The organism is Flavobacterium sp. B114r, assembly GCF_056824125.1.
On the sequence record NZ_CP124858.1, the window covers coordinates 515,783 to 531,832 of the forward strand.

General features: G+C 32.9%; 13 protein-coding genes. 5 read left to right on the forward strand and 8 right to left on the reverse strand.

Going from position 1 to position 16,050, the window contains the following annotated elements; all coding sequences use genetic code 11:
• The first annotated feature begins 59 nt into the window (after positions 1-59).
• The 4 genes from QLQ94_RS02450 to QLQ94_RS02465 all read left to right on the forward strand — a co-directional run bounded on the left by QLQ94_RS02450 (position 60) and on the right by QLQ94_RS02465 (position 6,850).
• On the forward strand, positions 60-1,304 hold the full coding sequence (locus QLQ94_RS02450; protein ID WP_482499114.1) for a TolC family protein: 1,245 nt from the start codon (positions 60-62) through the stop codon (positions 1,302-1,304).
• 11 nt (positions 1,305-1,315) lie between these two features.
• Positions 1,316-2,401 carry an efflux RND transporter periplasmic adaptor subunit gene (locus QLQ94_RS02455; RefSeq protein WP_271338695.1) on the forward strand — a complete coding sequence of 362 codons (1,086 nt, stop codon included), beginning with the start codon at positions 1,316-1,318 and terminating at the stop codon, positions 2,399-2,401.
• 114 nt (positions 2,402-2,515) lie between these two features.
• Positions 2,516-3,676, forward strand: a complete 1,161-nt coding sequence (locus QLQ94_RS02460) for a carbohydrate porin (protein ID WP_271338694.1) — start codon at positions 2,516-2,518, stop codon at positions 3,674-3,676.
• Between the two features lie 75 nt (positions 3,677-3,751).
• Positions 3,752-6,850 (forward strand): efflux RND transporter permease subunit, encoded by a 3,099-nt coding sequence (locus QLQ94_RS02465; protein ID WP_271338693.1) that lies wholly within the window; start codon positions 3,752-3,754, stop codon positions 6,848-6,850.
• 216 nt (positions 6,851-7,066) lie between these two features.
• Here QLQ94_RS02465 and QLQ94_RS02470 read toward each other — a convergent pair whose 3' ends face one another.
• A complete protein-coding gene (locus QLQ94_RS02470; RefSeq protein WP_271338692.1) occupies positions 7,067-7,447 on the reverse strand; it encodes an ankyrin repeat domain-containing protein in 381 nt (126 codons plus the stop codon).
• Positions 7,448-7,819: 372 nt separating this feature from the next.
• Between QLQ94_RS02470 and QLQ94_RS02475 the strand changes: the two genes are divergently transcribed.
• Positions 7,820-8,359, forward strand: coding sequence for an SRPBCC family protein (locus QLQ94_RS02475; RefSeq protein WP_427403100.1), 540 nt, complete (start codon positions 7,820-7,822; stop codon positions 8,357-8,359).
• Positions 8,360-8,413: 54 nt separating this feature from the next.
• Here QLQ94_RS02475 and QLQ94_RS02480 read toward each other — a convergent pair whose 3' ends face one another.
• The 7 genes from QLQ94_RS02480 to QLQ94_RS02510 all read right to left on the reverse strand — a co-directional run bounded on the left by QLQ94_RS02480 (position 8,414) and on the right by QLQ94_RS02510 (position 15,970).
• Positions 8,414-8,800 (reverse strand): ankyrin repeat domain-containing protein, encoded by a 387-nt coding sequence (locus tag QLQ94_RS02480; protein ID WP_427403144.1) that lies wholly within the window; start codon positions 8,798-8,800, stop codon positions 8,414-8,416.
• A gap of 202 nt (positions 8,801-9,002) precedes the next feature.
• Positions 9,003-10,142 (reverse strand): glycoside hydrolase family 26 protein, encoded by a 1,140-nt coding sequence (locus tag QLQ94_RS02485; RefSeq protein ID WP_482499116.1) that lies wholly within the window; start codon positions 10,140-10,142, stop codon positions 9,003-9,005.
• Between the two features lie 29 nt (positions 10,143-10,171).
• Positions 10,172-11,128, reverse strand: coding sequence for a phosphoribosylaminoimidazolesuccinocarboxamide synthase (locus tag QLQ94_RS02490; RefSeq protein WP_271338556.1), 957 nt, complete (start codon positions 11,126-11,128; stop codon positions 10,172-10,174).
• A gap of 245 nt (positions 11,129-11,373) precedes the next feature.
• Positions 11,374-13,722, reverse strand: a complete 2,349-nt coding sequence (locus QLQ94_RS02495) for a S9 family peptidase (protein WP_482499118.1) — start codon at positions 13,720-13,722, stop codon at positions 11,374-11,376.
• 196 nt (positions 13,723-13,918) lie between these two features.
• Positions 13,919-14,755: a Cof-type HAD-IIB family hydrolase gene (locus QLQ94_RS02500; protein WP_271338554.1), complete on the reverse strand. Its 837-nt coding sequence runs from the start codon at positions 14,753-14,755 to the stop codon at positions 13,919-13,921.
• A gap of 138 nt (positions 14,756-14,893) precedes the next feature.
• Positions 14,894-15,256, reverse strand: a complete 363-nt coding sequence (locus QLQ94_RS02505) for a DUF1801 domain-containing protein (RefSeq protein WP_271338553.1) — start codon at positions 15,254-15,256, stop codon at positions 14,894-14,896.
• A 12-nt stretch (positions 15,257-15,268) separates the two neighbouring features.
• Positions 15,269-15,970: a hypothetical protein gene (locus tag QLQ94_RS02510; protein ID WP_271338552.1), complete on the reverse strand. Its 702-nt coding sequence runs from the start codon at positions 15,968-15,970 to the stop codon at positions 15,269-15,271.
• Positions 15,971-16,050: the final 80 nt, after the last annotated feature.

The window sequence follows — 16,050 nt, forward strand, 5'->3', positions numbered from 1 at the left end:
GATTTTAAGGAGTCTTAAAGTCTGGTGATAGCATATTTGTATAAAATAAAAATGATACAATGAGAAAACTCTGTGCATTCCTACTTGTACTCCTCGGTCCTGTAGTTTTGGCTCAAAAAACAGTTACCCTTCAAGACTGTGAAAGCCAATTTTTAAAAAACAATCTTTTTCTGTTGGCATCGCAATACAATATCGATGCGTCTAAGGCATTAACAATTCAAGCCCGAATTTGGGACAACCCTTCGCTTACTGCTGAATTAAATGCGTACAACCCAGAAAGAAATCAATATTTTGATATTGGAAAACAGGGGCAAAAAGCATTTGGTATCGAGCAATTAATTTATTTAGGCGGAAAAAAACGCAATGAAATTAAGCTTGCTCAAACTAATGAAAAGTTAGCAGAGCTGCAATTCAATGATTTATTGAGAACCTTGAAACTACAATTGCGAAAAAGTTTTTTTACTGTATTCTACAACAAAAAAAGTCTTGAAACTACAGATAATCAACTTGCTCATATAGAAGATTTGATCAACTCATATTCTGTTCAGGTGCAAAAAGGCAATATTCCCTTGAGAGATCTTGTTCGTTTACAATCGTTGTATTTAAATTTTAAAAATGAGCGTATGGAAGTTGTGAATGAAAACATTGAAGAACAGGCGAATTTAAAATTATTACTGAATTCTACCGATAATATAGTCCCGGAAGTTTCAAAAGAAGAGTTTAATAAATACATCGTTACAATCCCGTTTGATCTTAAAACTTTTCAAGATGAAGCACTTGCTAATCGCCCTGATTATCTGGCAAAACAAAAGGATATCGAAGCAAACGAAATTAACGTAAAATGGCAAAAATCACTTTCTATTCCTGATATCACCGTTGGTGCCAATTATGACCAGCGAAGTGGTGCTTTTAATAAGGAGGCTAATTTAACACTTGGGATTCCGTTGCCTCTTTGGAACAAAAACAAGGGAAATATCAAATACGCACAAACGATTTTAGAACAATCGAAAATTGAAAAACAAAATTTTGACTTGCAATTGCAAACGGAGATTACTGCAGCATGGAACAAATGGGACGAATCCCGCAAAAACTATGTTGTGATAAAACCTACTGTCAATTCTGACTTTGAAGCGGTTTACAACGGAATCCTTACGAACTTCCAGAAACGAAATATAAGTTTATTAGAATTTACTGATTTTATGGAAAGTTACAATCAGGCTTCTATTCAGATAAATGAATTAAAGAAAAAAGTAATACTTTCAGGCGAAGAGTTAAATAGTACAATCAACAAAGACTTATTCTAAAACTAAATAAAATGAAATATAAAATAATTATAGGAATTGCTCTTGTGAGTTTATCAATCGCAAGCTGCAAAAAGGAAGTTGATAATCCGGATACTAATACCTCTTTTGCCTTAAGTGATGCGATGCTAAAAACAACGACAACAGCCGTGGCAGAAACCCTGCCTGTAAAAAATGTATTGAGTTTTTACGGAAAAATCACTGCTGATAACAATAAGATGATTGATGTTTATCCGCTTGTTGGAGGAAATGTGATTAAAGTAAATGTTGAACTTGGAGATTATGTGCGTAAAGGCCAAGTGCTAGCTACTATAAAAAGTACCGATATTGCAGATTTCGAAAAACAATCTATCGATGCTAAAAATGATTTACTGGTTGCGAAAAACCATTTGAAAGTTGCTCAGGAATTATTTGATGGCAAACTAAATTCAGAAAGCGACGTTCTTCAGGCAAAATCAGAAGTAAACAAAGCACAATCCCAATTAAGTAAAGTACAGGAAACATATAAAATTTACAACATCAAAGCAGGTTCTATTTATGAAGTAACCGCTCCTATTAGCGGGTTTATCATTCAAAAAAGTATCAATCAGGACATGCTTTTAAGAAATGACCGTTCTGAAAATATTTTTGATATCGCAGAGATTAGTGAAGTTTGGGCATTAGCCAATATTAACGAAATTGATATCAATAAGGTAAAATTGGGTATTGATGCTGATGTTACGACATTAAGTTATCCTGATAAGGTTTTTAAAGGAAAAGTAGATAAGATCTTTAACGTTATTGATCCCGAGACAAAAGCAATGCAGGCCCGTATAAAATTGCAGAATCCCGGTTATATGTTAAAACCAGATATGAATGCCAACATAAAATTATCTTATAGCGAAGGCAATTCTATGATAGCCGTACCTAGTAAGTCGATTGTTTTTGACAAAAGCAAAAATTTTGTAATGATTTTTAAGGATCGTAATAATATCGAGACGAGACAAGTAGATGTTTACCGAGTGGTTGGTGATACAACTTATGTTTCTAAAGGTTTAAAAGAAAATGAAAAGGTTATTACTAATAATCAATTATTTATTTATCGTGCTTTAAACGAATAATTAAATTAAATGGGGAAATCTGTATATATATTGAGTTTTGCAACGTTGCTTTTTTCAGCGCTATTATTTTCACAAGAAACAGATTCGATACGAAAATATAGCCTGAAATTTCAAATGACGTCTATATATCAATATCATCCGGATTTTCAGGCCAAATACTCAGGAACAAATAGTATGAATCCTAAAGAAGAAAGTGCTTTATCATTAACCTCAACTTTGTATTTAGACGTTCCTCTCTGGAAAGGTGCTACAGTAACTTTTAATCCTGAAATGTCAGGAGGACAGGGTTTATCTCAAGCCAGAGGATTAGGTGGTTTTCCTAACGGGGAAACTTTTAGAATAGGAGATACTAAACCTGTTGTTTATGTAGCAAGAATGCTTTTGGAACAAAAATTTCAATTTAAGAATGACAGATCCTTACAATTGGTGTTTGGTAAATTTGGATTATCAGATTATTTCGACAACAATACATATTCTCATGATCCAAGGACACAGTTTTTGAATTGGGCTTTAATGACACATGGGGCTTGGGATTATGCTGCAAACACTCGAGGATATACAGATGGATTATATGTAAATTATCAATTTGACACCTGGCAAATCAGGGCTTCATTAAGTGCTTTGCCAACTTATGCGAATGGTCCAAATGTTGAATTTAGCTTTAAAGATTCTAATGCTGTAAACATAGAGATTGAAAAGAAAGTGGTTTTTAAAAATAATGATACCAGTACTATTAAATTGCTGGGCTTTAGAAATGTGGCAGGAATGGGAAATTATGATGAAGCTAATTCAAATTTTACAACAATTCCGGATATTAAAAGTACAAGGCAATATGGCCGTACTAAATATGGTATTGGCTTAAATATGGATTATACTCATGGGGATAATTGGGGGCTTTTTGCCAGAATGAGTTATAATGATGGTAAAAATGAAACATGGGCATTTACAGAAATTGACAGATCTGCTCAACTTGGTATTAATTTGAAGGGTAAAATGTGGAACCGTGAGAATGATTTTGCAGGTATTGCAGTGGTTGCAAACGGATTATCCAGACCACATGAACAATATCAAAAATTGGGAGGAAATGGTTTTATGATTGGTGACGGAACTTTAAACTATGGGATAGAACAGATTGTCGAAATCTTTTATTCGTTTTTAATCCCAAATACACATATCACACTTTCACCAGATTATCAATTTGCCATGAATCCGGCTTATAACAAAGACAGAGGTCCAATACAGTTTTTAGCATTACGTTTTCATACAGAGTTCTAGAAGACAATACAATAAGGGCATTTATGTTCTAATAAATTAAAAAATAAAAATTCATCATTAAAAATACTTTTTAAAATGAACAAATTCATAAGAAATATTATTGCTTTCTCACTTAAGAATAAAGCATTTACCTTTTTTTGGGTGGGATTATTGGCAGTTGCGGGGTTTATTTCTTTCAAAAACATGCCTATTGATGCATTTCCGGATGTAACGAATACTCAAATCATTATCATTACGCAATGGAACGGTAAAAGTGCCGAGGAGGTAGAGCGTTTTGTAACCTCGCCTATCGAGATTTCTATGAACTCGGTACAAAAAAAGACGAGTGTTCGTAGTATTACAATGTTTGGTTTATCAGTAATCAAAATTATTTTTGATGATGGTGTCGACGATCAGTTTGCGCGTCTTCAGGTGAATAATTTATTAAAAAATGTTTCGCTTCCGGATGATGTAGAACCGGATGTTCAGCCGCCTTACGGACCTACTGGTGAAATTTTCAGATATATTGTAAAAAGTGACAGCAGGGATAGTAGAGAATTATTGACCTATCAAAACTGGGTAATCGACAAGCAGCTTCGTTCAGTTCCCGGTGTTGCGGATTTGAATGTGTTTGGGGGACAAACTAAAACGTATGAAGTAGGTGTTGATCCTATAAAATTAGCAAAATATAATATTACGCCGCTTCAGGTATATAATGCTGTAAATGGAGGAAACCTGAATGTGGGTGGGGATATTATCGAAAAAAATGGTCAGGCTTTTGTTGTTCGCGGAGTTGGACTTCTGAAATCGATTCAGGATATCGAGAATATTATTGTCGACGATGCTAATGGGAATCCAATTTTAGTCAAAAATTTAGCTACTGTTTATGAAAGTGCCATGCCAAGAGTTGGACAAACTGGTTTAGGTAATAATGATGATGTTGTTGAAGGTATTATTGTAATGCGAAAAGGTGAAAATCCTCAGGAAACTTTGGCATTAATCAAAGCGAAAATACAAGATCTGAATGATAACGTTCTTCCAAAAGATATCAAATTAGTGACTTTTTACGATCGTGATAATTTAATGAATTTCACGACAGAAACGGTAATGCACAATTTATTCGAAGGAATTATTCTGGTTACCTGCGTTGTATTTCTTTTTATGGCAGACTGGAGGACGACTTTTACGGTTTCGATTGTTATTCCGCTATCGTTATTATTCGCCTTTTTATGTTTAAAAATGATGGGGATGAGTGCCAACTTGCTAAGTTTAGGTGCGGTCGATTTCGGGATTATTATTGATGGTGCAGTTGTTATGGTCGAAGGATTGTTTGTGGTATTAGACCGCAGGGCACATCAATTAGGAATGACGGCTTTTAATAAAATTGCCAAAGGAAGTTTGATTAAAAAAACAGGAGCTGAAATGGGTAAAGCCATATTCTTTTCTAAATTAATCATTATTACTGCTTTACTGCCAATATTCTCATTCCAGAAAGTAGAAGGAAAAATGTTCTCTCCCCTAGCCTATACTTTAGGTTTTGCATTAATGGGCGCATTACTTTTTACTTTGACATTGGTTCCTGTTTTATCACATATTCTTTTAAATAAAAACGTAAAAGAAAAACACAATCCGTTTGTTAATTTCTGGGATCGCATTGTTAGCAGTGGCTTCGCCTGGACATTTAAGCATAAAGTACAAACGCTTATTGGATCAATGGCACTTTTGGTAGCGGTCTTTTTTTCTGCTACATTTTTAGGAACAGAGTTTTTGCCTCAGTTAAATGAAGGAGCATTATGGGTTACAGCTGAGCTGCCAATGAGTACATCATTGCCTGAAAGTGTAAAAACCGCTGCAACGATTCGAAAAGATTTGGAAAGCTTTCCTGAAGTAAAAAATGTTTTATCACAAACCGGAAGGAGTAATGACGGAACGGATCCTAATGGTTTTGGATTTATACAGCTTCAGGTTGACCTGAAACCAAAATCTGAATGGAAACGAAAAATAAGCATGGATGACTTAATTAACGAAATGGACGAAAAATTAAAAGTTCATCAGGGAATTACTTATAATTATTCGCAGCCTGTAATTGATAACGTTGCTGAATCTGTGGCAGGTTTTAAAGCTTCAAATGCGGTAAAAATCTATGGTGATGATCTGGATAAATTAGACGAATTATCAAATGAAGTTCTAGCACAAATAAAGAATATTCCGGGTATAAAAGATGCGGGAATACTAAGAAATGTTGGTCAACCAGAAATTAGTGTTGTACTTGACAGGGATAAAATGGCTGCTTACGGAGTAACATTAAGTGATGCACAAGCTGTTTTAGAACTTGCCTTTGGAGGAAAAACAGCAACTGAAAAATATGAAGACGATAAAAAATTCGATGTCAGAGTTCGTTTTTCTAAAGAATATCGTAAAGATGAAAATGATATTGCTGAACTAAAAGTACCAACTATTAGCGGAATTAAGATTCCGTTAAAGGAAATTTCAGATTTAAAAACCATCACGGGGCCAGCTTTTATATATAGGGATAATACGAAACGTTTTATTGGGGTAAAATTCTCTGTTCGTGATCGTGATTTAGGAAGCACAATTGCAGAAGCGCAGGCAAAAGTTGCCAAAATGAAACTTCCAACAGGATATACTGTGGGCTGGACAGGTGAGTTTGAAAATCAGGTTCGTGCCAGTGCGCGTTTGGCACAAGTTGTACCGATAAGCTTAATTGGGATATTTGTTTTACTATTTATACTTTTTGGAAACATAAAAGATTCATTGCTTGTTTTGGCAAACGTTCCTTTTGCAATCATTGGTGGAATTATTGCTTTACATCTTACCGGAATGAATTTTGGAATTTCGGCTGGTGTTGGTTTTATTGCTTTACTTGGGATATGTATACAGAACGGAGTTATTCTGATATCCGAATTCCATCATAACTTAAAAGAAAAATTCACACTCGAAGAGTCGATATTTAGAGGAGTAAAAGCCAGAACAAGAGCGGTAGTTATGACGGCACTTATGGCATCGATAGGTTTAATGCCTGCTGCAATTTCTACAGGTATTGGTTCTGAGTCGCAAAAACCACTGGCGATCGTTATTATTGGAGGATTAATTACGGCAACAATTTTAACGCTTTTGGTTTTCCCAATTATATTCTGGGTGTTCAACAGAAAAAAAGATGTTCCGATTGAATAAAGATATTGAAGATAGATTAATTGGTTAAATTAATTTGATTAGGTTTTAACGAAAAAAGCATCATTATTATTAATGGTGCTTTTTTTAATTTAATCCCAGATCCAAACGGATATAATATGCCAAATACAAAGTAATGGTATAACTAGAAATGAAAAAACGACCCCTGCTCAAGAAAGGCCGTTTTCATTATACTAACTCAAAACTCGATTTAAACGTTTATTTTAAATCTTTCAAAATGGCAATAGCTTCTGTTGCATTTGATAATTGTGCATATTTTAAAGCTGTAAAACCTTTTTCATTTCTAACAGATGCACTTGCTCCATTTGCTAATAAAACTCTTAGAATGTCTACTTTATTGTAACGGGCTGCGATCATCAAAGGCGATAGATCTTCTGATATCTCGTTTACATTTGCTCCGTATTCAATAAGTTTTTTAACAAATTCAAGATCTCCTTTTCCAACTGCTACATTTAGAGGAGTTGAAAAACTATTTACAATTTCCATTTGTGGTTGTACAAATGATGTTTGATTTGAAGCCATTGAAACATTTGCAAATGCTACTAAAGCTACTCCTAAATAAATTACTGATTTTTTCATGATGATTGATTGTTAATATTGATTGATTAATGATGATTTTTAAATTCTAAGTAAATGTAATTCTATTTCATGTATTATGCATAACAAGGTACTGTGTTTTAACTAATTCTTAACATTCTAATAACAAATGTCATACGAAACTAAAAATTTATGTTATCTCATTTAAAGCTTCTATAGTATAGACGCTGATGTATCAAAAATGTTACAGTAAAAACGAAAATTAATAGAAAAAATCTTCAAAAAGTTTTAGATTCCGCAAATTCAAAACATTAGTTCTTTAACTTTACTTAAAATTAAACAACCTTTAAATGAGTAAGTTATAAAGATATCTATCCAAAAAAAAACCAATTAATAACCTTAAAACCACTAATTATGGGAATTATCAAAAAAATTCTTGCGATCCTGATTCTAGTTTTGGCAATCGTATTAATTGCGGCTTATTGTATGCCGAAAAATTATGCTGTCGAAAGGGAAATTATAATTAATAGGCCTGTTGACACCGTTTTTAATTATGTTAGAAATTTAAAAAACCAGAATGAGTTCAGCGTTTGGGCAAACCTTGACCCTAAGATAAAAACTACTTATACAGGAACTGATGGAGCTGTTGGTTCAAAATCAACTTGGGAAAGCGATGTAAAAGAAGTTGGTGTAGGTGAGCAGGAAATTACAAAAATAACTCAAGGAAAACGTATTGACTTTGCATTGCGTTTCAAGAAACCTATGGAGGATACCGCAGTGGGATTTATATCTACAGAAACTGCTGCAGGAAATCAGACAAAAGTAAAATGGGGAATTAACGGGGTTATTCCCTACCCTATGAATATCATGTTACCAATGATGAAAATGGATCATATGATTGGTAACGATTTGCAAAAAGGTCTCGAGAATTTAAAAAACAAATTAGAGGAGTAATAATCTTTTTATAAAAAGCATCATTACAAGATAATGATGCTTTTTTGTTACACTTTATTTTAGATTTTCCAAAATAGCTATAGACTCACTTGCTTTTGCAAACTCGGCGAATTTTAATGCTTTATAACCTTTTTCATTCTCCATACTGGGATCAGCTCCGTTTGCCAGTAAAACTCTAATGATTTCAAATTTATTAAAACGCGCTGCCAGCATTAAAGGCGACATGTCGTTTGATAACAAATTTACATTGACGCCATACTTAATCAATTTTTTCACGTTCTCAATGTCTCCTTCGCATACAGCATAATGCAAAGGTGAGCCTGCATAAGCATAAGCGTGATAATTAGTTTGATCTTTTACTGATAATTTAAGATTTGAGGCTTCTGATGCATTTGTAGATATAGCCAGGACCATAGCTAAAATAATTAATGATTTTTTCATGTTGATTGATGATTTTATGATTGATGATTTAAAATAAGAATTGATTAATAATTGATTAATAATTGCTTCTCAAAACTCTTACTTATTATAATAGACGACTAAATTGTATAATAGGTTGCACATAAATGCAAAAAAATTATAAATAAAAAAGTGCAACCCGGTAAAACCCGCATTGCACTTCATTTTATATCTCTACAAAAAATTATTTTATGCGAAATTTATTGGTATAAACATTCTTTAAATCATTCTCAAACAACGTATAAGGATCATTATAGAATTTTATAAAATCCGGAACACTAATCTGACCTGGAAAAGGAGCGTAAAAATGAGTTGGACTTATACTGTCATTTCTCCAAACAAGAACATAAGCTAATTCAAGATTTTCAGATTTTAAAACCTTTAATAAGGTTTGTGTCCACCAGGTTTCATTCGGAATCGATTCTAAGCCAGTTTCTGTCAAAGCAGCAAGTTTATTCTTTTTGACAGCAAGATCAGAAACTATCCTGAGTTTTTTAATTGCTCCTGAAATATCATAATTCCCATCACGACCAAAATCGCCGTAATCATCCATGCCTAACATATCTACATAATCATCACCCGGATAACGCTCTAAGTAATCGTTTTCTGAATTGAACCTGACATCTGGTGAAAAAGCATAAATAAAATTATGCACACCCAAAATATCTTTTAAATAAGAAACTGTAAATTGCCAGACGGCTATAAAATCTTCCCGTGAAGTAAATTTCTTTCCCCACCAAAACCAATCACCGTCGAACTCATGATATGGCCTGAAAATCATTGGAACTAATTTGCCGTCTTTTGCCTTTACAGAATGTGCAAAATCTGCGATGGTTTTCAGAACGTCTTTATATTGCTCATGATAGGCACCGCCTTTTTTGATCAATGACATAGCAGCTACAGAGGTTGAATCTTTCCAATAAAAACTATTACCGGAAACAGGATTTATAAAATGCCACGAAACAGTTGTGATTCCGCCTCGTTCATAAGTGTCTGTAACATTCTTTTTGAGAATTGCGGCTGTCTTTTCAATTTCTTCTTTAGAATGTCCCGAAAATCCGCTAAAGTCAATTCCGATAACGGCGGGATGTGAACCTGTAACTGATTTTACATCTGATCTATCCCGTTCATTAGACCATCCGTGTCCGTATTCGAGAGCATGCTGATGCCCGAAAAGGATGTGTTTTTTTGAAATTGTTTTTAAATTTTCATATAACGCTTTTGTTTCTTTTGTTGCCTTTTTATCAATTTGCGCAAAAAGAAAATGCCCTGCTATCATCAATATAAATAGCAAGGCATTTTTTTTATTTCTAATAATTTTCATGGTTTAAAGAGTTAGTTTAAACCTGAAAATTACTCTTTAGTCTCTAGGTATTCTAATACGTTTTTATCAATACGTTGATCAATATTAGCAATATCCGCTTTTACAAATTTTTCTCCCAGGATTTTCTCGTATAATTCAATATATCTTTCAGAAACTGATTCAATATATTCATCTGTCATATCCGGGATTTGTTGTCCGTCCTGACCTTGAAAACCATTCTCGATCAACCAACGACGCACAAATTCTTTAGATAATTGTTTTTGTTCCTCTCCTGTATCCTGTCTGTCCTGATATCCGTCAGCATAGAAATAACGGGAAGAATCCGGTGTGTGAATTTCATCGATTAAAACAATTACTCCTTCTTTTGTTTTTCCGAATTCGTATTTAGTATCTACTAAAATCAATCCGCGTTCAGCAGCAATTTCAGTTCCCCTTTGAAATAAATCACGAGTATATTTTTCTAAAACAATATAATCTTCTTCACTAACGATTCCTTTAGCCAAAATATCTTCACGGGAAATGTCTTCGTCATGAGAACCATTATCAGCTTTTGTTGTTGGTGTAATAATTGGTTCCGGAAATTTATCATTTTCCTTTAAACCTTCAGCCATTGTTACACCGCAAATTTGTCTTTTTCCAGCAGCATATTCACGAGCAGCATGTCCTGAAAGGTATCCGCGAATAACCATTTCTACTTTAAAAGGCTCACATAAATGTCCAACAGCAACATTTGGATCAGGAGTTGCAATCAACCAGTTTGGTACAATATCCTCTGTTAGCTCCATGAATTTTGTAGCAATCTGATTTAGAATTTGTCCTTTATAAGGAATACCTTTTGGTAAAACCACATCAAAAGCCGAAAGCCTGTCTGTTGCTACCATAACTAAAAGTTCATCATTTATATTGTAAACTTCTCTAACTTTTCCTCGATAAACTGATTTCTGATCTGGAAAATTAAAATTTGTAGTTGTAATTGTATTGCTCATTATCGTTAGTTGTGTTGTTTTTTATGAATGCAAATTTAAAACTAATTAAAAGAGCAAGCAAGTTTTTTAGTTTGCAGTTTGCAGTCTCAATTTCAGTCGCGGTGTTCAGTCTCAGTGTTCAGTCTTTGCCTGAGCTTTGTCAAAATTTAAAACTTTGACAAAGCTTAAACTTACATTTTGCACAGATGAATTACTCAAACTGCTAACTGAGACTGAGACTAAACACTGCGACTGAAAACTGTAAACTATTTATTAAGAAGTGTTGAATTAAACAAATTCAAAATTCTGCTATATTCGTCAATCCAGGAATATGTTTCTTTAAATCCGTGCGATTCTACCGGAAAGGAAGCCAGCGTCCAGTTCTTTTTCTGTAATTCTATAAAACGTTGCGATAAGCGTACAATATCTTTATACTCTACATTATCATCGACCATACCGTGTAACATTACTAAGTTTCCTTTTAGATTATCTGCATAATAAATAGGAGAACTTTTCTTGTATGCTTCAGGATCTGTCTCTGGAAAATTTAAGATATTTCCTGTGTATCCGTGATTATAATGTGCCCAATCTGTAACTGAACGCAGGGCCGCGCCAGATGCAAATTCACCCGGGGTTGTCAACATTCCCATTAAAGTAATAAATCCTCCGTATGAACCGCCGTAAATCCCTACTCTATTGGCATCAATCCCGTATTTCTCTACTAATAATTTCTTTCCGTCAAGGTGATCAGATAAATCTTTTCCTCCCATAAAACGGTAAATTCCTGTTCTAAAATCACGTCCGTAACCATCACTTCCTCTATAATCAATATCCAAAACCGTATAACCTAAATCAGTTAACATATTATGAAACATATATTCTCTGTAATAATTGCTCCAATAATTATGAGCGTTTTGCAAATAACCTGCTCCGTGCACAAAAATTACTGCCGCTTTGTTTGCGTTTTCAGTTTTTGGCGTGTACAATCTCGCATTTACAGGAGTTCCGTCTTGTGCTTTAAACGTAATAACTTCCGGTTCTCTCCACTTGTACTTTTTGAAATCTTCAGAAGTCGAAGAAGAAATTTGTTGTAAGGCTGTATTCTTTTTATTGTCAGCAATATAAAAATCCCAAGGAACATTTTTATATGAATAACGTACTAAAAGTGATTTTTCATCGGGAGAAACTACTACTTCATGCGCACCGTCTTTAGTTAGAATTGGTTCCAGAGCGCCTCCAGTTGAAGCTAATTTATAAAAATTTCTGTTTCCCGGATGTATTGTATTTGTCGTTAAGTAAAATGCCTTTTTATCTTTAGATAAAGTAACGTCACGAACTTCCCAGTTGCCACTTGTGAGTTGTGTCTTCTTGCCTGACTTTAGATTATAGGTATATAAATGTGAGTATCCTGTAGCTTCAGACTGGAAATAAATTGTTTCATTATCTGCCAGAAATCCTAAAGTTCCGGAGTCAAAAGAATACGATGGAATTCCTGGTCCCGCAATCCATGCATCATCATGTTGATGTTCTATTTCTTTAAACGATCCGTTTTCAGGATTTAAACTAATTAACCATCTGTCTTTATTATCCTGACTTCTGATCTCAACAATTGCAATAGATCCGTCTTCATTATAAACCGGAGCCTGAATCATAATCAATTTATCTTCTTTACTTTTATTTTTTAAATTATCATATGATTCGTAATATTTTGGATTGTCCTGAATATGACTTAAAGTCGAAAAATTCACATAATAGACGGTGTCTTTAGCAACAGAATATATTCCGAATTTAGTTTTAACCAAATTTGCCGTAGATACTTTTTCTTTCGTATCCGGTGTTTGGTTATAACCATCATCAGTTATAAAAACTTCCATTTTTTCTTTTTTAACATCTGATTCTTCTACTAAACTAAAAGTTACAAAATTTCCGTTTGGATTTGCTTTTAGATTAAATAAATTATCTTTTCCGTAAAAATATTCCTTGGCAAAGTCAGATTTAATCGCTTTATTTCTAGCTACATTCCATTGTTTTTTAGCTTCTTTGTCTTTGATAAACTGAAATAATTCTTTTTGTTGTGTCTTTAAAAAAGAATCTTTATCTAAAGGTTTTTCTTTCTTAATACCTTTAGACAAATTTGTTATTTGAAGTACTGTTCCCTCTTTAGCATTGTATTTAAAAACATTATCATTCTGTTCAAAAAATACAATTCCGTTTACTGTACCCAATTCAAGATTTGAAATCGGACTGCTTTGCTCAATGATTTTCTTTGCTGTTTTTGTACTGATTGTATAAGAATATAAAGCTCCATTGTCTATATAATAAACGATATCTGAAGTTGACTTTCTTTTGAAATCAAGTTTAGAAAAAGCAGCCTCTTTTGGTTCTGCCAAAAAAGGTTTTGCAGCTCCTTTTTGCCAGAAATACGTACTTGCTCCTAAATCATTGGTCGGATTCCATTCAAAATACACCTTTTTACCATCCAGAGACCAGCGACCGTTTGTTGGCTGATTCCCAATAAAAGATTCGCCTTTCATTATTTCTTCTAATTTTAAAGTTTGGCTATGGCCGGCTATTGAAGCAATAAAAAAGGTAAGTATAAAAATGTTTTTTTTCATAGTATTCGTTATTTTGTGAGAAAACAAAAATACACTTTGCATAGTATTAAAAAAATATTTTTGTCATTTGCTTAGAGAATTCTTTGCATATTATTGGCTAATCAAAAAAAATCCCTAAAGAATTAACTTCAGGGATCTATATTTTATCAAAAATCTAAATTTTCGAACTATTAGATTTTCACAAATGCCTTTACTTTTATAATTCGCTCGCCGCAAATTCCTTATCCAAAATTTTTGAAGTAATATAATGTGCTACTCCATCTTCAGCATTGGTTTTGATTACTTCTAAATTTGGTAAAGTTTCCTTTAATGAAGCCGGAGCATTTCCCATAATTAAACCTTTTCCGGATGCAGATAACATTTGAACATCATTGAAACCATCTCCAAAAGAAACCGCCTGATCCAAAGTAAAACCTAGTTTTTCAAGTACTATCTCAATTGCAACTGCTTTGTCAATAGATTTATCCATGAATTCTAAACAAGTTGGCAAACTAAAAGCATGATGCAAATGTTCTGAAGAATTAGCGAGAATTGCATCTTTTAATTTTACTAATTTTTCATGATTATCGCATGAAAAGAATATTTTTATAGCTCCAAAATCTTCCAGGGTTTTATAATCAACTAATTCAGGATGGTATTTTAAATCGGCTTGAAAAGCATTTAACTTTTCACTCCATTTATTGGTTTGCCAAACATTTTCTTTGAATAAAACTACTGTGATTTCAGGATCAATTTCAACATTTAATGCGGCTTTTACAACGTCACTATTTAAGTTGAATGCAAAAATTTCTTCTTTTTCCGGAGAGTGAATTCTTGCGCCGTTTGAACTTACCAGATAAACAGGTACTTCAAGCGTTTCTATAATTGCCATTGCATCCAGATGGTGACGGCCTGTGGCAACAACGATAAGATAATTTTGATTGTGAAGTTCCTGAAAAATTGATTTGGTGTAATCTGAAATTCTGTGTTGTGGATTAAGTAAAGTTCCGTCTAAGTCACTTACTACAACTTTTATATTTTTAAGCTTTGTCATATTAGAAATCAAATATTTATGATCTGCAAATTTACAGCTTTAAGCTCAAAAGAACAAAGATAATAAGCCGCAAAAGCTTAAAACAGGGCAAGTTTATTATTTATTTAACGATTTAATTAAATTCTGTATTTTTAATTTTTAAAATTTAATCAATCCGCTTTTATATAAATTTAAAGCTTTTTGCACAATCATTTCAATTCTTTCTAAAGGCAAATCTTCATTAGGATTAAGCAACATAATTTTCATTCTCGCACGACCTTCCTGAATTAAAAAAGTCTCCTCAAAATGTTTTCCTTCTACCATTGCAATATAAGGCTGTTTGAGTTTTTTGTGAATCCATAAATAACAAAACATTTTTCCTTTGTAACAAAAGAAAGGCATTCCGTATTTTAGAACGTTGGTAATGTCATCGTCTTGCTTTAGGATAATTTCTTTCAATGCAAGAAATGTTCCTCTTAAAGGCTCTTCTTGTTCTAAATAAAAATCATCTAACTGTTTCATTTTTATAATAATTTACAAATCATAGCTATTTTTCCAATCAAAGATGTTTTTCGGATGCCCGTTATCATTTGGATAATTTGCTTGTACAAATTCAAATTGTTTTTCCGTCAATAGAACCATTCTTCCGTCATTCCCTGAACTAATTGGATAGAACTGTTCATTACTATTTTGTAATTTAAGCTCGCTATTTAACATTTCAATAAAGTTTATATATGAAATTCCCCAATCGTTGTCACTAAAGTTACCATCGTATGCTGTATATTCTCTTCCATTCAACCTAATTGTATGCTTCCAATGTTTTTCAGTTTGATTATTGTATTCCTCAGAAAAAACAAGTTTAAGATTAAGTTTATTAAATGAAATTTTCACTATTTCCAGATATTGAGTCAATCCTCCGCCTTCAAATAAAGTTTCAGAATCAATGAAGTAAAATCTATTATCAGTAAAAATTAAATCTTCTTTCATTAAACCTTCAAAAAAGCTGAGTTCATTATATGAATTTTCAAATTCTGCTTTTGTTTTTTTTAAATTTGATTTATCTGTCAAATTAAAAAAATAATACTTTGATAATTCAGAGACAATTTCTTTACCAGATAATTTTGAATTACCACTTAAAAGATCATTTTGCTTGTTATCTTTATTTTGAGCCCTTAAATTTATTACAAAAAACAATAAGCTTATCACGAGAATTGTGACCGATTCCATTTTTCCCATTCAATCAATTTCTTTATTTGTAGTATTAATTTAAAAAAAATATTCGTTTTACGCATTTCTTTAAAAGACATGAATAAAAC